Source organism: Streptomyces sp. NBC_00996 (assembly GCF_045162675.1).
In the GTDB taxonomy this organism is placed as follows: domain Bacteria; phylum Actinomycetota; class Actinomycetes; order Streptomycetales; family Streptomycetaceae; genus Streptomyces.
Window position 1 is genome coordinate 9,461,689 of sequence record NZ_CP108723.1, and the last position, 24,113, is coordinate 9,485,801.

At 68.1% G+C, this 24,113-nt stretch carries 18 protein-coding genes and 5 pseudogenes; 11 read left to right on the forward strand and 12 right to left on the reverse strand.

Features of this window, described 5'->3' with window-relative positions; translation table 11 throughout:
- Nucleotides 1-334: 334 nt before the first annotated feature.
- The 3 genes and pseudogenes from OG390_RS43765 to OG390_RS43775 all read left to right on the forward strand — a co-directional run.
- A pseudogene (locus OG390_RS43765) lies at nt 335-1,018 on the forward strand (exonuclease domain-containing protein); the annotation flags it as partial.
- A 394-nt stretch (nt 1,019-1,412) separates the two neighbouring features.
- Nucleotides 1,413-2,993 carry an AMP-binding protein gene (locus OG390_RS43770; protein WP_406175772.1) on the forward strand — a complete coding sequence of 527 codons (1,581 nt, stop codon included), beginning with the start codon at nt 1,413-1,415 and terminating at the stop codon, nt 2,991-2,993.
- 89 nt (nt 2,994-3,082) lie between these two features.
- Nucleotides 3,083-4,297, forward strand: coding sequence for an alpha/beta fold hydrolase (locus tag OG390_RS43775; RefSeq protein WP_406175774.1), 1,215 nt, complete (start codon nt 3,083-3,085; stop codon nt 4,295-4,297).
- Nucleotides 4,298-5,081: 784 nt separating this feature from the next.
- Here OG390_RS43775 and OG390_RS43780 read toward each other — a convergent pair.
- A complete protein-coding gene (locus OG390_RS43780) occupies nt 5,082-5,546 on the reverse strand; it encodes a hypothetical protein (RefSeq protein WP_406175775.1) in 465 nt (154 codons plus the stop codon).
- 314 nt (nt 5,547-5,860) lie between these two features.
- Nucleotides 5,861-7,015 carry an alpha/beta fold hydrolase gene (locus OG390_RS43785; RefSeq protein ID WP_406175776.1) on the reverse strand — a complete coding sequence of 385 codons (1,155 nt, stop codon included), beginning with the start codon at nt 7,013-7,015 and terminating at the stop codon, nt 5,861-5,863.
- 964 nt (nt 7,016-7,979) lie between these two features.
- Here OG390_RS43785 and OG390_RS43790 point away from each other — a divergent pair.
- Nucleotides 7,980-8,114, forward strand: a complete 135-nt coding sequence (locus OG390_RS43790) for a hypothetical protein (protein WP_406175778.1) — start codon at nt 7,980-7,982, stop codon at nt 8,112-8,114.
- 16 nt (nt 8,115-8,130) lie between these two features.
- Nucleotides 8,131-8,457 (forward strand): annotated as a pseudogene (locus OG390_RS43795) (hypothetical protein); the annotation flags it as partial.
- 434 nt (nt 8,458-8,891) lie between these two features.
- Here OG390_RS43795 and OG390_RS43800 read toward each other — a convergent pair.
- From OG390_RS43800 to OG390_RS43825, 6 genes and pseudogenes are all read right to left on the reverse strand, one after another.
- Entirely contained in the window at nt 8,892-9,257 is a 366-nt protein-coding gene (locus tag OG390_RS43800) for an STAS domain-containing protein (RefSeq protein WP_406175779.1), read from the reverse strand.
- 301 nt (nt 9,258-9,558) lie between these two features.
- Nucleotides 9,559-9,750, reverse strand: coding sequence for a hypothetical protein (locus OG390_RS43805; protein ID WP_406175780.1), 192 nt, complete (start codon nt 9,748-9,750; stop codon nt 9,559-9,561).
- Nucleotides 9,747-10,525 (reverse strand): annotated as a pseudogene (locus OG390_RS43810) (transposase family protein). The gene OG390_RS43805 and the pseudogene OG390_RS43810 overlap by 4 nt, the downstream one beginning before the upstream one ends.
- 54 nt (nt 10,526-10,579) lie before the next feature.
- Nucleotides 10,580-10,891, reverse strand: coding sequence for a hypothetical protein (locus OG390_RS43815; protein ID WP_406175782.1), 312 nt, complete (start codon nt 10,889-10,891; stop codon nt 10,580-10,582).
- A 23-nt stretch (nt 10,892-10,914) separates the two neighbouring features.
- Nucleotides 10,915-11,943 (reverse strand): DNA-directed RNA polymerase subunit alpha, encoded by a 1,029-nt coding sequence (locus tag OG390_RS43820; RefSeq protein WP_406175783.1) that lies wholly within the window; start codon nt 11,941-11,943, stop codon nt 10,915-10,917.
- Between the two features lie 205 nt (nt 11,944-12,148).
- Nucleotides 12,149-12,301, reverse strand: a complete 153-nt coding sequence (locus OG390_RS43825) for a hypothetical protein (RefSeq protein ID WP_406175785.1) — start codon at nt 12,299-12,301, stop codon at nt 12,149-12,151.
- Between the two features lie 732 nt (nt 12,302-13,033).
- Between OG390_RS43825 and OG390_RS43830 the strand changes: the two genes are divergently transcribed.
- The 3 genes from OG390_RS43830 (at nt 13,034) to OG390_RS43840 (ending at nt 19,363) form a co-directional block, all read left to right on the forward strand.
- On the forward strand, nt 13,034-13,267 hold the full coding sequence (locus OG390_RS43830) for a hypothetical protein (RefSeq protein ID WP_406175787.1): 234 nt from the start codon (nt 13,034-13,036) through the stop codon (nt 13,265-13,267).
- A gap of 151 nt (nt 13,268-13,418) precedes the next feature.
- Nucleotides 13,419-15,077, forward strand: coding sequence for a penicillin-binding transpeptidase domain-containing protein (locus OG390_RS43835; protein WP_406175789.1), 1,659 nt, complete (start codon nt 13,419-13,421; stop codon nt 15,075-15,077).
- 2,333 nt (nt 15,078-17,410) lie between these two features.
- Entirely contained in the window at nt 17,411-19,363 is a 1,953-nt protein-coding gene (locus OG390_RS43840) for a galactose oxidase-like domain-containing protein (RefSeq protein WP_406175790.1), read from the forward strand.
- On the opposite strand, the gene OG390_RS43845 is transcribed toward OG390_RS43840, so the two are convergent.
- Nucleotides 19,360-20,127 carry a peroxiredoxin-like family protein gene (locus OG390_RS43845; protein WP_406175792.1) on the reverse strand — a complete coding sequence of 256 codons (768 nt, stop codon included), beginning with the start codon at nt 20,125-20,127 and terminating at the stop codon, nt 19,360-19,362. The genes OG390_RS43840 and OG390_RS43845 overlap by 4 nt on opposite strands.
- A gap of 319 nt (nt 20,128-20,446) precedes the next feature.
- Between OG390_RS43845 and OG390_RS43850 the strand changes: the two are divergent.
- A pseudogene (locus OG390_RS43850) lies at nt 20,447-20,542 on the forward strand (transposase); the annotation flags it as partial.
- A 49-nt stretch (nt 20,543-20,591) separates the two neighbouring features.
- Nucleotides 20,592-20,696 (forward strand): annotated as a pseudogene (locus OG390_RS43855) (flavodoxin family protein); the annotation flags it as partial.
- 171 nt (nt 20,697-20,867) lie between these two features.
- Here the strand turns inward: OG390_RS43855 and OG390_RS43860 are convergent.
- From OG390_RS43860 to OG390_RS43870, 3 genes are all read right to left on the reverse strand, one after another.
- Nucleotides 20,868-21,515 (reverse strand): YHS domain-containing protein, encoded by a 648-nt coding sequence (locus OG390_RS43860; protein WP_406175794.1) that lies wholly within the window; start codon nt 21,513-21,515, stop codon nt 20,868-20,870.
- Between the two features lie 301 nt (nt 21,516-21,816).
- The gene (locus tag OG390_RS43865; RefSeq protein ID WP_406175795.1) at nt 21,817-21,966 is read right to left on the reverse strand and encodes a hypothetical protein; all 150 of its coding nucleotides are present in this window, start codon (nt 21,964-21,966) and stop codon (nt 21,817-21,819) included.
- Nucleotides 21,967-22,224: 258 nt separating this feature from the next.
- Nucleotides 22,225-22,740 (reverse strand): hypothetical protein, encoded by a 516-nt coding sequence (locus OG390_RS43870; RefSeq protein ID WP_406175796.1) that lies wholly within the window; start codon nt 22,738-22,740, stop codon nt 22,225-22,227.
- 506 nt (nt 22,741-23,246) lie between these two features.
- On the opposite strand from OG390_RS43870, the gene OG390_RS43875 reads away from it, so the two are divergent.
- Nucleotides 23,247-23,975 carry a BTAD domain-containing putative transcriptional regulator gene (locus tag OG390_RS43875; RefSeq protein WP_406175797.1) on the forward strand — a complete coding sequence of 243 codons (729 nt, stop codon included), beginning with the start codon at nt 23,247-23,249 and terminating at the stop codon, nt 23,973-23,975.
- The last annotated feature ends 138 nt before the right edge of the window (nt 23,976-24,113 follow it).

A 24,113-nucleotide genomic window follows, 5' to 3' on the forward strand; every position in this document is an offset into this window, starting at 1 on the left:
AGCCGCAAGGTGCTTGGTCAGGGTTCGCCCGCAGAGCTTTGGCTGAGTGCGCCGCAACCGTCAAGTGATCACGTATTGCGATGATCATGTGAATGTGCCCCGGCGAACAGGGCCAGAAATGACTCCAACCGGTCGAAGGGATCTCGACCTGCAGTTTGATGCGTGTGCGTTGTGGGGGTGCTGGTGCTGGCGTTCCCGATCGGTGTCTGCAGGCCGGCTCTCCGTCACAGATCCACCACAAACGACGCCCGGGGCATGCGAAAATTCTCCACCGGTTGATCACCGCTGTGGAGAGGGTGTGCTATGGGTCGCACCCGGGGGAGGGAAAGCTCGTATGGCCCTGCTGTCGTCGAGCCCGAAGTGGCCCACTCTTCCCGACTACTTCCACGACTGGGCGCTGGTGGACGTGGAGACTTCCGGGTTGAGACCCGGCCGGAACCGTTCTGTCCCTTGCGATCCTCGCGTTGGACGCACACGGCAACCGGACCGGGGAGTTCTCGACCCTCCTCACCCCGGGCTGCGACCCCGGCCCGGTGCACATCCACGGCCTCACCTCCGCCCGTCTCGCAGGCGCCCCCACCTTCGAGGAGATCGCGCCGCAGGTGGGGGGGTGCTGCTCAGCAGCCGTGTCCTGGTCGCCCACAACGCGCAGTTCGACTACGACTTCCTGGCCCACGAGTTCGCCCACGTCCGTTCCTGGGTGCCGGTCAGCAGGCGGCTGTGCACGCTGGCCCTCAACCGCCTGGTCGGGCCCGCGACGCCCGATCTCAAACTGGGCACTCTCGCCGAGCAGTATGGGGTGCGCCAGGAGAAGGCCCACGACGCGCAGGACGACGTACGGGTACTCTCCGGCATTCCGCGCGGCTCGTTGAGCGCGGCCGAGCAACTGGGCCTGTCCCTGCCGTTCCTGGACTGCCCGCCCCGCCAGGACCACAAGCCGTACGTCCCCAAGACGCCCTGCGCGTACCGCAATCCGGGCCGACTGACGCCGGGCGGGTCGCTGGTGCAGGGCATCAGGTGGAGGGGTGTCGCCATCCTTGAGTCGATGGCGAAGGGCTCGGGACCTGTGGTTTTGGGTGTGCGCGGTGTGGGTGTTTCGGGCGATGTCTTGGCGCTGAACTGACCCTTGTTGCGCCCAATTTGATGGGGCGTCAGGTGGTCTGTGGCGCACGTGTTGAGCGCTGCCTCCGCACACCGTGATGTCGACGGGCGGAAAGACCCGGCCGAGGGTTGCCTGTCGCGCTGGGCGCAGACGCACTTGCCGTTGCAGAAGCACGATTGCGTGTGAGTCGAGGTACAAGCCTCAGCTCGTCCTCAGAGAAGGCTCAGAGTTCCACCAAGCGACGGCGAGGTGGCGGGCTCGACTATCGAGCCGTGTCGGTCAATTCAGCCATCCGAGAGACGGAGATCCTGTGATCTACAAGAGCAAGTACCCGGACGTCGCCGTCGTCGATCGTCCCCTCCATGAATGGGTGCTCCGCGATGCCGCGCGGCGCGGAACGAGGCCGGCCTTGGTGGACGTGTCCAGCGGACGGACGCTCACCTACGGCGAGTTGGCCGCGCTGGTCCGAGGGCTCGCGGCGGGCCTTGCCGCTGAGGGCATCGGCAAGGGTGATGTGGTCGCGCTGCATTCGCCGAACACGGTTTTGTTCCCCGTGGTCCTGTACGCCACGACCGCCGCGGGCGGGACGGTGACCACGCTGTCACCGCTGGCTTCGCCGGCCGAGATCGCCAAGCAGTTGATCGACTCCGAGGCGCGGCTGATGGTGAGCGTGTCGGCGTTGATCGAGACCGCGCGGGCCGCGGTCGGGGTGGTCAGGCGGCTGACCGGCCGGGACATCGAGATCCTGGTCTGTGACGGCGCCGACGGCCATCGTCCGGTGCTGGGGCTGCTCCATGACGGCGAGGTGCCGGCGTTCGAGCTCGATCCGGCCGTGGACGTCGCCGTACTGCCGTATTCGAGCGGTACGACGGGCGTACCCAAGGGCGTGATGCTGACCCACCGCAACCTGTGCATCAACCTCGATCAGATGGCCGCCCTGCATCGGATCGACGAGGGCGACCGGATCATCGCGATCCTGCCGTTCTTCCACATCTTCGGGCTGACCGCGCTGGTCAACGGCGCGCTGCTGCGCGGTGCGACGGTGTACGTGCACGCGCGGTTCGATTTCGACGCGTTCCTGGCCGGCCTGGAGCGCGACCGGATCACCCACGCGTACGTCGCCCCGCCGGTGATGCTGGCGCTGGCCAAGCAGCCCGCGGTCGGGACCGTGGACCTGTCACACCTGCGGCGGATCATCTGCGCAGCGGCACCGTTGGACGCCGGGGTACAGGCGGCGGTGGCCGGCCGGTTGGGCGTGGAGGTCGGGCAGGGGTACGGCATGACGGAGCTGTCCCCCGTCTCGCACCTCCATGCCGACGGCAACCGGGACGAGCCCGTCGCGTGCGTGGGGCACCTGCTGCCGTCGACGCAGGCGCGGCTGGTCGACCCGGTCACCGGGCTGGACGTGGCGGCGGGCGAGCCGGGCGAGGTGTGGATCAAAGGACCGCAGGTGATGAAGGGCTACTTCGGCCGCCCGCAGGACACCGACGCGACCATCGACGCCGACGGCTGGCTGCGCACCGGTGACATCGGCCGGGTCGACGAGGACGGGAACTGGTTCATCGTCGACCGGCTCAAGGAACTCATCAAGTACAAGGGCTACCAGGTGGCGCCGGCCGAACTGGAGGCGATCCTGGTGGGCCATCCCGGCATCGCCGACGCGGCGGTGATCGGCGTTTACGACGAGGAGGGCAACGAGGTCCCCAAGGCGTTTGTGGTGCCCGCGCCCGGGGCGTCGATCACCGCCGACGAGGTGATGGCCCACGTCGAGGGCCAGGTCGCTCCGTACAAGAAGATCCGCCGGGTCGAGTTCATCGACGTGGTCCCGAAGGCGGCTTCAGGCAAGATCCTGCGACGGCAGTTGCGGGATGCGGAGCCGTCGCGCTCCTGAGGGGCGGCCGTACTCGTGGACGCGGCGCCTGGGACGCATGAGTGAGCATGCAACTCCCTGAGGATGTAGGGAGGTTGTAGAGTAACCGTGTGGGCGTCGTGGTTTTCCGGTTCGGGCAGTACGCGTTGGACGCGGACCGCCGTCGGCTCAGCCGCGACGGACAGGATGTCGACGTCGAGCCCCGGGCTCTGGAGCTGCTGTGCCACCTGCTGGAGCACCGCGACCGTGTCGTGCCCGAGGACGAGTTGCGCGACAGGATGGGGCGCGGAGACACGGTCAGTGAGGCCGTGCTCGCCGCCTGGCTGCGCACCGCCCGTCTCGCGGTCGGTGACAGCGAGACACGGCAGGAGTTCATCCGCACCGTGCACTCGGACGGCTATCGGTTCGTCGCGCATGCGACCGTGGCCTCCACCGCCTCGCCCACCCCTCCCACCAACCCCGCCGTTGCCGCAGCGGCGGAGGCGGACCGCGAGGTCATCCGCTTCTGCCGGTCTGCCGACGGAACCCGCATCGCCTATGCGCTCACCGGCGAAGGCCCGCCGCTGGTGAAGACCGCCAACTGGCTGACCCACCTCGACCTCGACCGGACCACCCCGATGTGGGCGCACTGGTTCGACGGCCTCACGCGCGGCCGGCAGCTCATCCGCTACGACGAACGTGGCTGCGGCCTCTCGGAGTGGACGATGAACAGCTTCACCCTTGACGACCTGATCCATGACCTCGACGCCGTGGCCGACGCCGCCGGCCTCGATCGCTTCCCCCTGCTCGGGGTGTCACAGGGCGGCGCGGTGGCCGTCGCCTACGCCGCCAGTCGTCCCGAACGGGTCAGCCGTCTGATCCTCACCGCGGCCTATGCCCGGGGACAGCTGATCCGTGCCGGCAACGACACCGAGCGCGATGCCGCCGAGGTCGACCTGAACATCGCCCGCGCCGGATGGCGCTCCCATGACAGCAGCTTCCTGCGCTACTTCGCCTCCCAGTTCCTCGCCGACGCCACACCCGCGGAATGGGACGCGTTCGCCGCCTACCAACGCCAGACGACGTCACCCGCCAACGGCCTCCGCTTCATTGAGGAGTTCACCCGCATCGACGTCTCCGGCATCGCCCACCGGGTGACCTGCCCGACACTGATCGTCCATTCCCGCGACGACGCGCGGGTCCCCGTCGCCCAGGCCCTCGAACTGGCCACACTGATCCCCGACAGCCGGCTGATCCTGCTCGAAAGCCGCAACCACCTGTTCACCGCCTCCGACCCCGCCTGGCCGACCTTCCTCTCCCACCTCGAAAACTTCCTCGCCGAGTAGCGCGGCAGGCACCACGCGTCCGACGACGGAAGCTGTCCACCAAACCCCGAACCACCAGGCCGTGCAGCTATGCCAGGATGCCCCGGGAGGCGCAGGTACGGATCGGGCATGGAGGTGAGGAAGGACACGCGGCCGCAGTGACTCCCGCAACGTGCGAGTGTTCAGCCGAAGAGGCAACCGCTTTCGGTCAACGCATGAACATGCCGTGCATGTGCCGGACCTTGCCCCTGGCGTTACGGGCGTCCGTGGCACGAACGATCGCCAATGCCGCGTTGCCTCTTCGCGAAGGGAAAATCGTGAGACTCGTTCTCGGAGCAACCCTGATGGCCCGCGCACTCGCACTACTGGTCGCTCAAGCAGTCGCCGCAACACCCAGAACCAGACCTCCACTCCGCACGAGCGCACTGCCTCAGCGGCCGAACTGCCGCAGCCGGAGCCGCAGAAGGCGGAGCGGCCCGCAGCGAGCGCGACATTGGCCGGCGCTGACGGCTCGCGTGAAGAGGTGCGTACACGGATCGATGCGCTTGCGGCCGAGGGAGAGAAGACGGTCGCATGCGTCGCGCCGGCGCCCACCCGCAAGCCCTACGCCCCGAAGATTCCGTGTTGGGGTCTCCACACTCGCCGACCGCGAACCCGTGCCCTGCCCGATCGGTGCTACGACCTCGCTTCCCTGGCCTTTGGAGGAACTGGTGGTGCCGGTCTCGATCGGCACGGCGAGGCGGAGAGTGGAGCCCCTCCCGAGCTCACCCGGGAGGGGCTCCGCCAGGTCGCTCAGCCGCCTCGACTAGCCGATGACGATGTCGCAGTCGGCCTGGCCATGGTCGACGATGTCGGCGAAGTCCGCCTGGATGTTGGGGTCGTAGGCCGCCGAGCTGATGGAACGCGTCTTCTTGCCCGGCACGGCCTTCTTGCCGGTCGAGTGTGTGACGGCCGCCGCGTCCCACGTCAGGTCGCAGGTCCAGTGGAACGTGCGGACGAGGAGGTGGGAGTTGTGCCCGCTTCCCTCGATTGACCAGTTGCCGTCCGCGTTCACCACGAACGTGACGTTTCCGCTGACCCCTCGGCTACTGTCGTTCGTGGTGAACGTGACCGACTGGCCGTCCGCCGCGACCTGCTTGGTGGTGTCGTTGGCCTGCGCGGGAACCGTCCCCAGCAGCAGGGAGCCCAGCGCGGCCCCCGAGGCGATCAGCAGCGCCAGCCCCCGACGGGTCCCAATCGAGCCCGCATACCTGGTGTTGTCGAGTCGCATCGTCTGTCCTTTTCTCTCGTGTCTCGCTTCTCGGCTGATTGCCGGGCCGGGGCACGATCTCCGTCGGCTGCCCTTCGGCCCGGTGCAGTTCGAGCATCGGGCCTGCGCCGTGCCGGAGCTTGGGGGAGGTCTGAGGCTTCTCTGAGGGGGGGGGCTGAGGGCATCCTCAGCCTGCGCCGGGCCGGCGAGGGACGTGCGGAGATCGCGGTCCCCGCGCACCAGTGGGTTCAAGCCGGCGGGCACCGATCGTGTCAGTCGCTACCGCAGTCAGCCGGTGGCCTGCCCGGGCTTCCTCCCGGCACCCGCTACCGAGGTCACTCGGCGAGGAAGGCGTCGATGTGGGCGAGGAACTCGTCCCAGGCCGGCTCGAACGCCGTGAGCAGGTGATTGCGGCTCTTGAGCACGACCAGCCTGCTGTCGGGAATGAGCGCGGCCAGCTCACTCGCCTGCGAGACGGGCACCCGTTCGTCGTCGCGGGAGTGGACGATCAGCGTCGGGCAGGCCACCCGGTGGGCGATGTCGGAGACGTCGATCCGGGCGAACTCCTCCAGGAAACGCACCCCGTTGGCCGACGACGTCGTCTGCCGCTGGAAGGCGGTGAACTCGTCCCACTCCTGCGGTGTGCCCTCGGGCAGGAACTGCGAGGCGAAGACCCGCAGGAACCGGGGGTCCTCGTGGATCCACCCCACCCTGGCCAGATCCAGGTCGAGCGCCGCCTCGTCACGCTCCGTCCCGTTGCGGGCCCGGACCTGGCGTCCTCGTGCGTAGGCGCCGGCGAGGATCAGCCGGCTGACCCGCTCGGGGTGGCGCACGGCGTAGGCCACCGCCACCGCGCCACCCTGTGACACGCCGAGCAAGGGAAAGCGGTCGAGCCCCACGGCGTCGACCACGGTCTCCAGGTCGTCGACCCAGTCGCTGAACGTGAAGCCGGGCACCGCCCAGTCCGAGAGGCCGCAACCCCGCTCGTCGTAGCGGACGAGCCGACGGTTGCGGGCGAGGCCGCGCAGCCAGTGCGACCACACCGGGGTCGTCCATTCGAGGTCGAGGTGGGTCATCCAGTTGGCTGCCTTGAGCAGCGGCGGGCCCGAGCCGACGGAGGTATGGGCGATGCGGGCGCCGTCCTCGGCCCGGCAGAAGCGGATCGTTTGACGGTCGGCGCCGACGGGGCCGTCGGCTGCCGTCGGCTCGACGCTGCGCTCCCGGCCCGCGCCGGCGGACAGGCCGTCTGCGATGACCGTCACCGGCGCCACGAACTGGTAGCCACGTCGGTGCACGGTGCGGATCACCTGCTGCAGGCTGCCGGTGTCTCCTACAGCGAGGCGAGCGGTCCGCAGTGCAGTGGTGAGGGCGGCCTCGCTGACGAAGCGATCCCCCCACACCTCGTCGAGCAGCTCGCTCTTCGGGACCACACGGTCCCGGTGCTCGACCAGGAGGCACAGCAGGTACAGGGCCCGGGGTTCGACGTGCACCGGTTCCCCGGACCGACGGAGCTGGTGCCGTGCAACGTCCAGCTCGAATTCCCCGAAACGATACTTGTCCCCCTCCACCGTTGCAGCGTACAACCCAGGTCTGGCGGCGTACACATGAACGATTCACCGGTGCACCGACCCAGGCTGACAGGTGCGGAGGTCTTGGTGTGGGCCGGGGCGGCCAGCTGCGTGGCCGTGGATGCGGCCGGCGCTGGCTGGTTGATGCAGAGAACGACGCGAGGCCACACGGCGGTTGCGACGAGGCAGGAGGTTCGTGTCCCGCGTAGAAGGGGGCATGCCGGATCGGCGTGCCCCCTAGCCACGGTGAACGGTCCGACCACGCGACAGCGCCTATCCGTCGTCGGCCTTGCCGAATACCTCCCTGAGCGCCGCGTCGTGACGCAGTGTGCCTGGTGGGGTTCGTTCCACTCCAGCGCGGCCGGCAGCCGCCGCCGGTCGGTCGGCCGGATCAGCAGCAGGGGCAAAGCCATGTGCTGTCCTTCGGCGCCGTCCAGGATGAGCACGCCTTGCCGTTTCGGCCGTCCGGCGTTGTGGACCTGCGACCTCCGCCGACGTATCTGCTGATGGGGGTGGGCGGAGAGATCGCGGAGACGATCGAGAGGACTCGGCGCCTCGGTGGTGAGGCTCACGAGGGGGCCGGTCCAGGTGGTGCCCCCCCCTCTGCCGGGCGCCGGCCCGCATGTGAGGCCGGTCTCCATCCATGCACTTTGCACTGTGCAAGAATTGGGGGAGGTGGACGCGAGCCTGGGCGAGCGCGTGGGGAGAGCATCAGTACATGACGGACACATCCATATCGCGGCGGAGGTCCACAGTGCCGAGTCTGGGACCTTGGGACTGCCCGCGCCCGCCGGGAGGAGAACGGGGAAGGACGGCGCCTGTGGTCGTGCACCGGCCCCTGCTGACCGGCGGTCGCCAGGTGTCGGTTCGGGGTGAGGGAGTGGCCGTGGCGCGCAGCCTGGCGGACGTCCTCGCCGTGGTCCGCCGAATCGGCATCCTGCTGGAGCACGAGGAGGCCGGGGGGACGGCTCTGATCGAATGGCGAGGTGGCGGAGTCGACGTATGGGATCCGCCCCGCTGACGGCTGCGGCAGATCGGGAACTGGGCTGCGCGCACGCCCCACGGACATCGTCACCCTGATCCTGCAGGACGGCATCGGTCCGCAGGAGACCCGCTGAGCCTTCGAACAGGCAGGACTCACGGACCTGTTGGACGGGCCCGACCCGGGCCCCGACCGCCCGTGGCCGACGCTGGGGAACATGATCGGCAGAGGCCGACGCCTGGTCGTGTTCGCGGAAAAGGCGAACGGACCGGCGCCCTGGTACCGCAACTTCTACCTCTACGGCATGGAAACACCCTTCGCCGTCCACAGTCCCGCCGAGCTGACCTGCGCCCCGAACCGGGGCAGCACGGACCCACGACTGCGAACGGTAACGCGGCGGGCCGTCACCTTCGTGGCTGGACTACGCGGCCGTTGGAGTCGTCCGCGGCGCCGTGGACGCTCTCAAGGAGAAACGGGCCCGTGACGGCGGTTACCGGGCGGCAAGCCTGGCCGAGGCGTGCTCCGGAGGCCGCCCAGCCGACGTCGTCGCTGTCCTCGGCCCTGCCGGCGCTCAGGCCCCATCTCGGCACAGGCCACTGTCAGTCAGTGATCGAGAACGACGTGCATGCATCGGCCGACCAAGGCCGGGTATGCGAGTAAGGCTGCGCATGTCAGCCTCAGGGGCGATACCGGGGAGCGACACCAACCCTTTCAAGAAGCTGGCACGTTTGTCACCGATCCCGTGCAGAGTGAGGGCACGGGGCCGACCCGGGGCTGGGTGCTTTCCCCGGCGTGGGCAGAGCGCGGACGCCACCATCAGCCCAGGTGTGCGGCTTTGCAGGCTCGTGATGCCTCGACAACAGTGGCGTACAGAAAGGCCGACCGGCCGACGTCCGCGGTCTTGAAGGCGCTTCGCGCATCCGGTCCCGCGACCAGGGTCAGCATGCCGCCCTCGGCTCGGATCGTGCGCCGTGCCGCCGCCAGAAGCTGGATACCGGCGCAGTTGAAGTGTGTCACCCTTTGGGCGTCGACCACGAAGTGACGGTGTCCCACGCGCAGAAGCCTGACAAGCGGCCCGCACAACAAGGGGGCCGAAGCCGCGTCGAAAACCCCTGCGGCCTCGACGACCAGCAGGTCGGCATCGACCCAGCGAGGCGTGAGCCGCAACGGCTGTACCCCCATGTCTGCCTCCCGCTTGCAGATGTGCCAGATCCGGGGCGATCCTCACCGACCCGCCGACAGAGACCTTCGAAACTTCGCCTGCCCCGGCCTTTGCATGTCATGCGAACCTGGTGTGGTGGATGCCGGGCAAAGTGGCGGACTTCTGGCTGCCGAAGACATGGATGCGTGCCTCGAGGGGGACCTTGGCACCCGTCGGCGTGGAGATCAGCCAAGACACGCGGACTGTGCGGCGCAGCGTTGTCTGCGGGGGATCTGCGTGGCGAGAGCGGGGAGGTCCGCGGGATGAGCGGCGTGGGCGAGGTCAGTGACGATCCTCCCGTCCGGGCGGCTGCACGGTGCTGCGTGCGGCTTCGACCTTGCCGGTGCGGCCAGTCTTGGTCGGAGTTCCGACGAGCGCTGTGTGGAAGTGGTGGCGGGTGTCGGCGTACTGAAGCGTGTTGCAGCAGGCCGTGGACAGGCAGCCTGAGCTGGGCTGTTGGCGTGTCTGGCTCATGCGGCGAGGGCGAGGTTGTGCATGCGGGCGACGGCCTGGACGGCGTGGTGGAGGCCGTCGCCGTGTTGCCGGCAGTCGCGGAGGATCTTGTAGTTCTTCATCCGGCCGATCACGTGCTCGACGCGGGCGCGGACCTTGCGGTGCGCGGCGTTGTCCTCCTCCTCGCCCTTCAGCGGCGGCCGGCCGGGCCGTTTGCGGTGCGGGACGATCAGGCCGGTGTTGATGTAGGCGCCGTCGCCGAGCACGGTGACGCCCTGGCACCGTTCGACCGGACCCGAGTCCCGCCAGACCTTCGCATCCGCATTCGTGCCCGGCACCGGCCGCGCGGCAGCCACCACCAGACGTGTGCCCGCGTCCACGATGACCTGCACATTCGCCGAGTATCGGTAGTTGCGTGAGGACGTGCCCACCCTCGGTCGCGGACCGGGATGAGGGTGCCGTCCACGATCCATAACCGCTCGATGGCATCCTGCGGAGCCCGGACGGGCTCGAGCGCGAGCAGCGGGCCAAGGCGCTGGATCACCCGGCAGACGGTGGCCGGCGAGACACCGAACAGCGGGGCCAGCTGCCGCATGGTGAGGTTCGTGCGGTAGTAGACCGCCACCAGCAGCACCCGCTCAGCCAGCGGCAGCCGCCACGGCCGCCTGAACCGCCCCCATCCACAGCCGTCACCACCACGGGCACGGACCGCCTTCAGCAACCGCCCGAACTGATGGATCCGCAGCCCGATGAACGCTTCCACCCACACCCGCTCGGCCTTCAACACCCCAGCCACACAACGGAGATGCCCTGTTCACGGCCATTCTGCAACACGCTTTAGGGTCCGTCTTCAAACGGATCTCGCCCAGAGCGGGAATGACGCGAGACTGACCACTGCTTCGTAGGAGGTGGCGGTCTTGTCGTATCTGGTGGCAATTCCGCGGAAGCCCTTGAGGCGGTTGAAGCAGCGCTCGACGCCGTCCAGGGCGTAGCGGCGGAAGCGGGTGTAGACCGTCCGGACCTTGTAGACCATTCCGTTGATGACCTGCCGGTCCGACACCCGCGGACGGCCCGTGCCGGCCCGCCGTATGAGCGGAGCGTGTAACTCCCACTCCTGGTCGGTGAGTTCATGGCGGCGTATCACTCCACCATGATCCACCATTCGATGATCTTTGAAGACGGACCCTAGTACTGCTCGGTCTCGAGGAAGCCCGCGTCCGTATCGTCGCCCGGACCCAAGGCGGTGCTGCTGAAGGTGGCGATCGGGTCGAATCCGGGCGGGCTGTCTTTGAAAGCCAGGCCCAGGCCGGCCAGCTTCGCCTTGACCTCGTCGATGGACTTCGAACCGAAGTTGCGGATGTCGAGCAGGTCGGCCTCGGAGCGGGCGACGAGCTCACCCACGGAGTGGATGCCCTCACGCTTGAGGCAGTTGTACGACCGAACGGTGAGCTCCAGCTCCTCGATCGGCAGTGCCAGATCGGCGGCCAGGCTGGCGTCCGTGGGGGACGGGCCCATGTCGATGCCCTCGGCGTCGATGTTCAACTCGAGGGCGAGACCGAACAGCTCGACCAGGGTCTTACCGGCGGAGGCCATGGCGTCACGTGGACGCATCGCCTGCTTGGTCTCGATGTCGACGATCAGTTTGTCGAAGTCGGTGCGCTGCTCGACACGGGTCGCCTCGACCTTGTACGTGACCTTGAGTACGGGGCTGTAGATGGAGTCGACCGGGATCCGGCCGATCTCCTGGCCCACCTGCTTGTTCTGCACGGCGGAGACGTAACCGCGGCCACGCTCGACCGTCAGCTCCATCTCCAGCTTGCCCTTGCCGTTGAGCGTGGCGAGGACCAGCTCGGGGTTGTGCACCTCGACGCTGCCGCGCAGGGCGATGTCGGCGGCGGTGACCAGACCCGGGCCCTGCTTGCGCAGGTACATCACGACCGGCTCGTCGTGCTCCGAGGAGACGACCAGCTGCTTGATGTTGAGGATCAGGTCGGTGACGTCCTCCCTGACGCCCGGCACGGTGGTGAACTCGTGCAGGACACCGTCGATACGGATGGACGTGACCGCCGCACCCGGGATCGACGAGAGGAGCGTACGACGCAGGGAGTTGCCGAGGGTGTAGCCGAAGCCCGGCTCCAGCGGCTCGATCACGAACCGGGAGCGGAACTCCTCCACGACCTCTTCAGTCAGGGACGGACGCTGAGCAATCAGCATGAGGTAAAGCCTCCAGTTATATGGCGCTCGCCATTTGGCGCCATGGACATCACAACGTATCGGTCGTACCGCCATAAAAGTGCCCACGCCTCTCGATCCCGCTCAGGACCAGACCGGCATCGAGACCCTCGGCGGGGACTCGATCCGGTCACACATGCGCGATGCCTTGGCCGGAGCCGTGACACGTCCCGCGCGGCTGAGGACATCACCGCCTCACGGACTCCCCGAAGCAAAGTCGAGTTCCAGCGTCGTCCGGATGGGCGCGCCGGGAGGCGCCGAACATCCGGGCGCCGCGGTCGGCGAGCGGGCGGGCGGCGATCCGGCCGAATCCGGAGGAGGCGTCGGCGAACAGGACCATTCCAGAAGGGAGGGCCTTGCGTGACCTCGAACTGGCTTTTCGGAACCATCGCCGAACGGCCACAGACCACACATGCCGTCCTGGACGAGTGCACGGCGACGCTTCCGGACTGCCGTGAGCAGGTCTCTCATGGCTCTCCTATAGCCGTCTTCCATGCCGCCGTCGGCCTCATCGATAGACCTTGGCACAATGCAAAGATGGCAGCCATCAGCATACACACCCCAAAGCGATGGCGGCCGGGTCGATTGAGCCCCGCCGCGCTGACCGCGGCACGCACGTCCGGCGGCTCCCTGGCTGCAAGTCGAGGTCACACCCCCGCCAGTACCACCACGCCCAGACAGGCCAACGTGCCACACCCGGGCGACGATGGCGTCCGTGCGAGTAGCCCAGCCGGTCACATGGCCAGGCGGACCCCTGCGAGCGGGGGTCCGCTCGGCTGCCGAGCCGCTATCGCTGTGGAGGGGTTCGGCGTTGAGGACGTTCCACGGCGCCTCGCACAGCGGCGGCTTCTGGCGTAGACCACTGCTGTGAAGTCGACTGGACTCCCGCGTTGCCGCCCGCTGTTGACTGCTTGATCGAGCACCCTCTCGGCCGCGCCGCTGAAGGACTTCGCGAACTGCGACGACGTACTCGTCACCACCAAGATCCGCTACGTCATACGCCGGGGCAGCCCGAACGGCGGCGGCCTGTCCGGTAGAGATCTTCTTCAGGCCGGTGGGGTCGGAGTCGGTGATGGGGGCCGACCACAACAGCAGAGCCGGACGCGCGCGCTCCCGAGAGCTCGCAGACGCCATCGATGCCTGCAGCAAGTGCGCCGACCTGGCCGAGTGCCCGCACCTGGAGGAGCCGGTCCTGCGCGCCGCCGACCCCTTGGTCTACCCGGCCCTCACCCGTGACCGGCAGGCCATGGCCGACCTCGTGCGCTACGCGCTTGGCCCGTTGCAGGCCCCGCGCGACGGCGCGTAGCCGCTCACTTCCGGTTCGGCTGCCTGGTCGTCGCCGCTGTGCTCGCCTCCACCCTGTCGGCTGCCGACGGCGCGGCGGATGGCCTGACGGTCCGGTAACGATCCGTCTGAGCGAACACCTGCACAGTGCAAACAAACATATGATCCACAGCATGCACAGAGCTGTGAAGATCGGCATCGCCGGTACGAGTACGGCGCTGCTCGTCCTCGGGGGAATGGGCGCCTACAACGTCGTGCACGGACTGTCCTCCGGGCCGGCGGACGGCGCTGAGCCCAAGGCGGCGCGCAGCTTCGACCCCTCGACCGTATCGAGCGAACCCCCGTCGGACGCCCCGGCCGTCAAGCTGACCCAAGCGTTCCTGGACAGCTGGTCCAAGCAGCATCTCGACGCAGCGGCGAGCAACACCGACGCGCCGAGCACGGCAGCGTCGGCATTGCAGGGATACGCGGACGGCCTGCACCTGAAGACGCTGACCTTCGCGCAGGTCGCGTCGGGGGGGCCGTCGACGGTGACATCAGGCGCCACGAAGGTCACCTTCGAGGTCACGGCCCGGGTGGCGGGCGGCACCTGGACGTATCCGAGCGCGGTGGCTGTGCTGCAGAGCACCAACGGCCAGTTGGCGGTGCACTGGAACAACTCGGTGCTCTATCCCGGCCTGGGTGACGACCAGTCGCTGACCGCGGGCACGCTGCCGGCCGATGTGGTCACGGCGAAGGTGGCCGCCAGTGACGGGAAGACGGACCTGTCCGGCTTCCCGTCACTGCGGGACATCGTGGCGACGATCCGCAAGAACGCCAAGCCCACCGGCGGCACCACCGGCACGGGCGTGGCCGTGGTGGATGGCGGCGGTGCGGGAGTCAAGCCGCTGAAGGTGTTCTCCAAGGGGCGGACCCCGGTCATCAAGACGACCATCGACGCCTCGCTCCAAGCGGTGGCCGAGAACGCGGTGAAGGACTCCCACCTTCAGGAGAAACCCGCCGGGACCGTGGCGCTCGACTGGAGAACCGGCCACATCCTCGCGCTCGCGCACACGGGCGCGGACGGCGACATCGCCATCAACGGCATCAAGTCACCGGGCTCCACCATGAAGATCATCGCCTCGGCGGCCCTCTTCGACCAGGCGGGCCTGACACCCAACAGTCCCGCCCCGTGCACGGACTCGCTGACGGCCAACAGTCAGCTGTTCCACAACGACCCCGGGGTGCGGGCCAATCCCGGCTCCACCATCGCCCAGGGCTTTACCGTGTCGTGCAACACCTCCTTCATCAAGGACGGCTTCCACTACCTCGTGCACGACGGCGACGCCTCCGCTCTGCACGACGAGGCCGTGAACGTCTTCGGCATGGGCAGCTGGTCCATCGGCGGCGGGGTCGCCACCACCGACCCGAGCATCCCGCCGGACGTGCAGGGCGGCGACCAGGCGGCCCAGTTCATCGGCCAGGGCCAGGTCACGGCCACCCCGCTGTTCATGGCCTCCGTGGCGGCCACCGTGCGAGGCGTCGCCTTCCAGCAGCCGATCATCCTGCCGGGCCAGCACCAGGACACCGCGCCCCGGCCCATCTCCGCCCGCACGGCCGGCTACCTGCAGTCGATGATGCGCAGCGTGGCCACCAGCGGCACCGCCGCGCCACGGCTCGGCGGTCTGGCGGGCGTCGGCGCGAAGACCGGCACCGCCGAAGAGGGCGACCACACCAACGGCTGGCTGACCGCGTACAACTCCCGCATCGCCGTCGCCGCCCTGGTCGAGGGCGGCAGTTCCGGCGTGGACTCCGCCGGATACGTCGTCCGGCACCTGCTCACCGGGAACTGACCTGCACTCAATGACGACAGCCTGGGCGCAGGGCTTCGTTCACGTCGGGCGGGTTTTGGCACGACCGTCGGCTCTGCCGCTCGATTCCAGGACAACTCCGCCGCGCGGACCGTGACCTGCGGCGGCGGGACGGCCGTGGCGGTAGGGGAGACCCGCATTGCTCAGCGGCGCCTGGCGTGGTGTTCTCGTAACGCGACGATCCACCCGACCACCGGCAGCATCACCAGCCAGGCCGCCACCACCACCGCGGGCCCTCCCCACCCGACGCCGATAAGACAGGCCGGCCACCGCCAGTGCCGCACCGACCGTGGTCTTGGCCAAGGGGGCCAGGGAGGCGGGCAGGCCGCGCTCAGCGGCAGTGCGCGCTCCGAGCAGCGCGCAGCCGCCGGCCCCCAGCAGGTAGATTCCGCAGGCCAGCGCCCCCAGCGCCAGAGCGGTGTCGGTATCCGGGTCGCCAACGGGGTTGTTGTTGGTCTCCTGCGTGAGCCCGCCCCTGCTGACGGCGGTCGCGTAGTGCCGCCACGCGGTGACGCTAACCTGGTCGCCCGGGTGCAACCGCTTCAGAAGGGGTCCCGCAGAGCCCATGTTGAGCCGGCCGGACGCCGGAGTGGGACCCGAAAGTTCGAGCCGTGTACGTGTCCTGTCTCCCCGAGCTCCGGATCTCCGTTCCCGTCACGGTGGCCCACACGGTGTGCAGACAATCCGCCTGGCCAGCACTGTCTCCGGCTACGGTGCACGGGATGGCCGAGTGGAACGCCCTCTCCTCCGCTATCGCCGTAGGCAGGGCAGTGAAACCACTGACCGCCCACAGCATTGCGGCAGAGCCCAGGAGCACCGCGCACAGCCCCCATACACGATGCCACCATGGCCGACGCCGCAGGCCGCCCGGGCGCGGCGGACCGTACCGGGGCAACGGGCGCGAGACGGACCGGGGCAAGGGCATCTGCGCACCGTACAGGCCCCCACTGGGGATGGTGACTTGACGGCGCCTCCTCCGCAAGGGGCGGCCTTGAAGGAGGAACGCCATGCATCGGACAAGGATCCATCGGTCGACACCATTGCCGGACACGGCCGCCTGAACGTCAGCCGAGTCCGCGATGACGGCGAAAAAAATGCCTTCCCCGCATGCCAGGAGTCGGGGTGGACGGCGACATCTGAAGGCTTCTTCACGAGGCTCGTTCTAGGCGTCGGAATGAGAAACACATGCCCCGCGTCGAGGGGCACGCCAGATCGGCGTGCCCCTCGACTCACAGTGAGAGGCTCGACTGCGGTGCTGTCCGGCGTTGGGCTCGCCGAGCACCTCCCTCAGCTCCGAGCCGTAGCGCAGTGTGCCCGGTGGGATTCGCCCTTCCGGTTCGGCCAGTAGCCGCCGCCGGTCGACCAATCGGACCAGCAGCAGGGGCAGTTCCATGTGCTGTCCTTTGGTGCCGTCCAATATGAGCACGCCTTGCCGTTTGGGCCACCCAGCGGCGCGGATGGCCACCGACACCGCTGGCCAGCTCCTCCCAGTCGATCGGCGAGGTGCGTCCGCCGAGGCGTCCGATGCCCTCCCGGTCCAGCCGGATCTCGGCCAGTCGGGTCAGCGCCGCCGCGCCCAGCAGCGCAGCTGCCGGACCGCCCCACAGCAACCGACCTTGGAGACCGTGGCTGAGAGAGCCACCCGGGGCAGCAGAAGCACCAGGCCTCTTCAGCCGTGGGCCTCCGTACGGCACGTCAGCTTCACAGGTGATTCCACGTAACTCCTAGATGACCGCGTTCCGGGAGCGCACCTTTGTCCGGCCCGAGTGGATCTAGCCGTCCGGCGCCGCCCAGCGCACATCGACCCGTACATCATGACCGCCGTCAGCGGCCTGCGCTGACGTGCTGCCAGGCGCGTTCTGGGTGATGACGGCCGAGACCGGGTGGCGCTCGGCCCGCTGACGGGCCGGACCCGCCCCACTGTGCCCGCGGTCGCCACTCCCGCAAGCACGCCGCCCGCCGGAGCAACCACCCACGCCGCGAGCAGGATCCAGGCACCCATGACGTCGCTGCGGCGCTTGAGCGGGTTCCGGTGCCAACGCCAGGTCCAGCACCTGCCATCGCGTGTCGCGGCCATGGCCGACACTCCCTCGCGAGTACGGACAGCGCCACCCACTCTCCCAGTGTCCTCCCGGAGACGTTGCGGAGCACCTGACACGTGAGGCCCATGGGTCGCAAGTGGCGTCGTTATCACAGCCGTTACGCGAGTTTGGGTTCGTCTTTGCATAGTGCAAAATAGGATGACGTTTTGTCATGCGGCTGCCTCTCCGGGCGGCCGTGGACCGCTGCTGCACCCATACCGGGGGGATGTGGGAATGAGTTCCGCACGTGACTTTGGCGCGCGCCGTCGCGTCCGTCGTCTCGCGGTCGGCACCGTGGTGGTGCTCGCGCTGGCCGGGATGAACGGGCCCTGGCTGTATCGCTTCGGGACCGAGAAGTACCACCACTACGCGATCAACAGACCGGAGTACAAGGCCGAGAACGGTCACTGGGGCTTCGTCGACGTCCCGAAGGAGTTCCGGCAGAACACCATCCACGGGGCGCTGCTGCAGACCGGCAAGGTGCTGCTGGTCGCCGGCTCCGGCAACAACCTCGACAACTTCGACGCCAAGAACTTCCGCTCGGTCGTCTGGGACCCCGTCAAGAACACTTACCACGAGATCAAGACCCCGGCCGACCTGTTCTGCACGGGCCATATCCATCTGGCCAACGGCAACCTGCTGTTCGCGGGCGGCACCAGGCGCTACGAGAAACTCAAGGGCGACGTCACCAAGGCCGGCGGCCTGATGGTCGTCCACAACGAGAACCCCGACAGGCCCGTCACCCTAACGGCCGGCACCCGCTTCACCGGCAAGGAGAACCACAAGACCTTCGTCTCCAAGGACACCGTCACCGTCAAACCGGCGAAGAAGATCTTCGACAAGAAGACCGGGAAGTTCCTGCGTACCGAGGCGAGTCTGAGCCGGGTCTACGTGGAGGCGCGGAAGAGCGGCACCAAGTACGAGACCGGTGCCCAGGAGAACTACCGCGTCGAGGGCCTGACCGGCTCCGACACCCACAACGTGTACGGCATCGCCAACAAACTCGGCCTGGACAAGAAGGACTTCCAGGGCATCCGGCAGGCGTACGAGTTCAACCCGTACAGCGAGAAGTTCACCACGGTCGCCCCGATGAACGAGGCGCGCTGGTACCCGACTCTGACCCGGCTCGCCGACGGGCGGGTGCTGGCCCTGTCCGGCCTGGACGACATCGGCCAGGTGGTGCCGGGCAAGAGCGAGATCTACGACCCGAAGACCAAGAGCTGGCACTACAGCGGCAAGATCCGGCAGTTCCCCACCTACCCGGCCGTCTTCCAGCTGCCCGACGGCACCTTCTTCTACTCCGGTTCCAACGCCGGCTACGGGCCCAGCAACGTCGGCCGCACCCCGGGCATCTGGCAGTTCGCCACCAACAAGTTCACCAAGCTGCCCGGCCTGGACGACGCGAACCTGATGGAGACCTCCGGCACGGTCCTGCTGCCGCCGGCTCAGGACGAGAAGTTCATGGTGGTCGGGGGCGGCGGCATAGGCGAGTCGACGAAGTCGTCGAAGAAGACCCGGATCATCGACCTCAAGGCGACCAACCCGCAGTTCACCGACGGGCCTCAGCTGGAGAAGGGCACCCGCTACCCCGAGCTGTCGATCCTGCCCGACGACACCGTCCTGATCACCGGTGGCTCGAAGGACTACCGGGGCCCGTCCGCCGAGAACATCCTCCAGGCCCGCATCTACGACGCCAAGACCGGCAGGATGCGCCGCGTCGCCGACCCCGAGGCGGGCCGCAACTACCACTCCGGCTCCATCCTCCTGCCCGACGGCCGGGTCATCACCTTCGGCGGCGACTCCCTCTTCGCCGACAAGGCCAAGACCGAGCCGGGGGTGTTCGAGCAGCGCCTGGAGATCTACACGCCGCCGTACCTGTACCGGGACTCGCGGCCCTCCCTGACCGGCGGCCCGAAAACCGTCACGCTGGGCCACACCGCGACCTTCACCACCAAGTACGCCTCCGTCATCAAGACGGCGCGGCTGATCCATCCCAGCTCCACCACCCACGTCACCGATGTCGAACAGCGTTCCATCGCCCTGGCGTTGAAGAAGACGAAGGACGGCAAGGGCATCCAGGTCACCGTCCCGAACAACCGCAACCTGGTCCCGGCCGGCTGGTACATGCTCTTCGTGACCGACGATCAGGGCACACCGTCCAAGGCGTTGTGGGTGCGGGTGCCCTAGCGGGTTCCGCCGAGGGCATCCAGCGCGGCGAGGATGTCGGCGGGTTCGGCGCGGAGGGTGTAGTCGGTGTGGACGAACGCCCAACGGATGACACCGTCGCCGTCGATGACGTAGGTGGCGGGCAGGGGGAGTGTGCGCGGGTGGCCGTCGTTGACGCGCTGAAGGTCGAAGCCGAGCTCGTCGTAGACGGCGGCGGGGTCGTCGGGCAGGTCGAAGGAAAGGCCGTACTGCTTGGCGGTGTCGGAACCGATGTCACTGACGACGTCGAAGGCGAGGTCGTGCTTCTCGGCGAGGGTGGGTGACTCGTCGGGGATCTGCGGGGATACGGCCACGAGGCGTGCCACGCGTGCGGTGATGTCGGCATGGTGCTGCTGCCGCGCACGCATGGCGATGTTGCAGTACGGGCACCAGGCACCGCGGTAGAAGGTCAGCACCACGGGTCCGTGGGCGAGCGGGTCGTCCGGGGCCACCGTCCGGCCCGTCGCCGAGGGCAGCCGGAACCGGGGAGCCGGGGCGCCGACGGTGAGGGCGCGGTCGGCCTGCCCGGAGTCGAGCCGAGAACGGCGACCCCGAGGTCCGCAACCTTCTCGACCGACACCACCAGGAACTACGGGACCGCCCTGCACGTGGCGCTCGTCGCAGCCGAGACGCAGGGACTGCTCGCTCCGGGAGTCGAACCGGGTGCAGCCGCCGAGTTGCTGACACTGCTTGCCTACGGCGTGAACTTGCGCTCCCGCGCGGGCGCCGACGCCGGTTCGCTGCACGCGACTGTGACTGCCGCGCTGCAGTCACTCGGCGAACGGAGCGGTGTAACTCCGTAGCCTGGTTGCCGATGACCTGGAGTCCATAGGCGGAGGATTCTGCGCGACGGCGGAGGGTTTTGTCCCGGTGAGGTTGTTTGGTAGCGCCTCAGGCGACGAGTGGGCCGCGATTATTGAGGTAACGGTGCTCAATGTGGGCTGTGTGACAGAGGGCACCTTGCCTCGGGCCGTTTCCCTCGAGGACTCCCGTTCTGATCCCAAGTGCCCCTGGTTGATGCTGTTTGCACCCGGGCCGAGCGCAGGGAGGAGGGGCCTGGATATGGGCCGCCCGCCCGAAGACGACCTGCGCCGCATCATGGACGCCATCTTGTACGTCGACCGCACCGGCATCCCCTGGCGGTACCTGCCGCACGACTTCGCACCGTGAGAGACGGTGTAGGGATACTTCGCGACCCGGCAGAAGGAAGTCAGCCATGCTCAAGCACGCCAAGGGCATTCCCGCCCACGGCAACCAGCGTTCGGAGTGGGACGCGGGCCGCCGCTTCGACGCACCCAACCCCGACCACCGCTGAGCTCTAGGCCCGGACTTCGCAGGTCACCCGATCGTGAAGATCAACAGGTCGGGTTCGATCGTCCGGCGGGCGGGATCGGCCGCGAGCCGCCGACGAAGGGCTGCCCCGGTCACTCGCGGACGCTGAGAGGCTGCTGCGTCGAACCTTTTCAGCGACCTGCGAAGTCCGGATCTAGGCGTTCAGCGGTACGCCGTGCTCGTCGGCGAAGATGCGCCGGCACTGGCCGTTGCAGAAGCCGTAGAGGGTGCCCTCGACTTCGAGGGTGAGGTCGGTGGTCTTGAGGTCGACGGTCATGCCGCACACCGGGTCGATGACCGTGCCGGGCGGCAGGTCGTCTGTGGCGATGTTCGCGATGGCGTCGCGGTGCGGGGCGGTCATGTGCTGGAGCAGGTCGAGGCTGCCCATGGGGTGGCCGCACATGCCGAGGCTGCCCTCGGCGATGCCGACGATGTGGACCAGGGCGTGCGGCTGGTCGCGGAGCCGGTCGGGGTCCCGGCCTGCCTCCGCCTCGATTTCGGCGAGGGCCTGGGTGAGGCGGTCGATGGCGTGGGCGCTCATCTCCTTGCGCCAGGCGGCCGGGGCGCTGACACGCAGTAGGTAGCGGGGTGGGTCGGCGGGGTCGACCGGCTGGCGGTCACCCGTGATCCATGCGGCTGGTTCGTGGATGAGGACCTGGGTCAGGGCGCGTGCGGAGTCCATGACCGCCGGGGCGTGGGCGTCCTCGGTGCCCATGAGCGCGTCGATGAGTCGCTTGCCCACCTGTTGATGTTGTGTCTGGTCGAGGGCGCCTGCGGGCGCGAAGAGTTCGATGAGAATCATGGCTCCATGCTCGGTCGCCAGGCCCAGGCGGTCGTCCTACGGGGGAAGCGGATTGCGGCTACTCCGAACGGAGTGGCGGGCTACTGCGGCGGGAGTACGGCACCGGTCAGGCGCGGGTTCGTGTACGCTTCCGGATCCTGATCCGGAAGATGACCAGCCCGCCGGCACCGAAGGCCGTCGCTCACCGGTGGGTAGATGGGACAGGGCTCCTACGGCCTTCGTGACCGCGGTGGCCGTACCGAGGACGCGGCCGCCCTGAACGCGCGAGAGCTGTGGAGAGCGTGCTCTCCACGACTTAAGGTCAACGACACTGCTGGAAGGCGATCGCCTCCGGGTTGCCGGTGAGCCACCAGTGGCAGACGTTCCAGTGATTGTCCTTGCCTCCGGCGTCGTCGAACGTCACGACGGCCACGACCTGGCCGCTGCAGTTCGGGCTCGGCGCGGCGTGCATGCTGCACTTGCGGCCGCTGTCCGGCGATACCTCGTCAATGGCAGTGATTGACGGACTTCATGGCGGGAGCTTACGACCCTGGGTTACACGCCTCCGGGAAGTCGCCGAGCGGTGAGGCCACCCCACCACTCGGCAACGTCACTGAAGCCACGCAGCCGTCCCGCCACGGCGTGCCTGAGGTGCCGTGTCTCGTCAGCCCCGGTGATGCCGCGCGCACCCGACCCAGCGCCCGCCCCGACGCCGGCCAACCGAGATCCCCTACGAGTCGCTGAAGCAGACCAAGACTGTCGGCAGTTCACTTGAGCGCGCCGGCACCGGGCACCGCCCACACTGCCCTGGTCGAACGTCACGCGGTACCGAGCGGCCGCGCAGCCTGCTGAAGAGTCTCCAGGATCTTCTGCGGGCCGTGGGGCGGGAGGCGAACACGCGAGGACCGGCGTGCCGGGTGGGGAGCGTGTGGACCTGCGGTGCACACCGTTCCTGATAGGCCGCACGCCCGGCTTGGGCCTCATGCTCTATGAGGACGACCGCCTCCAGTGCCTGCAGCGTGGTGATCACCTCGTGGAGGAAGGGCGCCGCGCGCTGGATCTCGGTTCGCCCGGGTGCGGCGATCCGGTCCGCCGCGCCCAGGTACCAGGGCACGACGTTCCCGTGCGCCGAGGCCCGATACGACAGATCGGCCTCGGCACGCAGTGTCCAGCAGTTGTGCGCCGTGGGGTTGTCGATGGAGATGATCCCGCTGTCGGTGCGCCGCAGTTCGGCTTCCACACCCATGGACTTCTGGCCCCTGGTGCCTCCAGGAGAAAAAGGCTGCGGGCCGCAGCTCCGCCGTACGCGGGGTCGAACCACGGTACGGCCTCCCGTCACCGGATGAGTGGGGGCGACAGTGCGGTGGGTACGCAGCGATCTACGGCCACACGTGACCGTCGCAGGAACGTGCAACAGGGGCCCTCAACGAATGGTGGAGATGGCCGGGCTTTGTGAGTCAACTTAACGTGTACTGCGGAAATCCATCAGTGGATGGATGACAGGAGTCAAGGCGGCTGAAAAGATTAGGCCAGAGTTGCACGGATCAAACACTCCTGTCGCCGGAAAACCGCAAGTGCTCTGGTGGGGGTGAGTCACTGGTCCTTTCGAATGGTTCGATCCTGCTGACTTACAGGGCTGATGCCATTTCGCGACAGACCCGGGGGAGTGACTTGCAAATCAACATACTGGGCCCAGTTTCCGTGGTCACGGATGGGCAGATACGCGCCATTCGAGCCAACAAGGTGCGGGCCATGCTCGCCACCCTTGCGCTGGAAGCCGGCCGGGCGGTATCCAATGAAGATCTCACGGACGAATTGTGGTCCGGGCATGCGATCGGCAATACTCGAAACGCACTGCAGGCGAACGCGACCCGACTACGCAGGGCGATCGATCCGGCCTCGCGCCGGGGTCGTACCTCTGTACTGCGTGCTGTGAACAACGGCTACCTCCTCGAGGTGACACGGGAGTACGTGGACGGCAACAGGTTCCTCGAACTAGCCGCCCAGGGGGCTGCTCACCTCCACACGAGGCCCGAACACTCTTTGGAACTCCTGCAATCGGCCCTGGATCTCTGGCACGGTCCCGCCCTGCTCGACGCGGGCGACGGCCTACGCGTGCGGGGCGCGGCGGCACTGTTCGACGAACGCCGACTGACCGCCTGTGAGGATCTGGTCAGCGCCCTGCTGTCGGTGGGAGACGAGGCACGTGCGATCGCGGAGCTGCGTCAACTCGTCGCTCTTTACCCCTTGCGGGAACGGTTCTGCGAACTGCTCATGGTCGCCCTCTACCGAACCGGACGCCAAGGGGAGGCGCTTGACCTCTTTCGGTGGGCCAGGCGGCGGCTCGATGAAGAACTGGGGATTCAGCCAGGGGCGCCACTGCAGCGCCTTAACGCCGAGATCCTGGCGCAGGACCCGGCTTTGAGGCTGCCCACTGCGGTCCTGCCAAGCCAGCGCGAACCCGCAGTGGTCAGCAGGTAGCGGGCGGCTCAGAACATTCATGCGGAGCCTGCGCCGAGTTGCTCGTCAGATCCCCATGTTCTCTATGTCTCCCTCCTTTCGGCCCCGGCGAGGCTTCGCCTGGTTGACGGGCCGGAACAACGTGTAGGAGTGGCCACA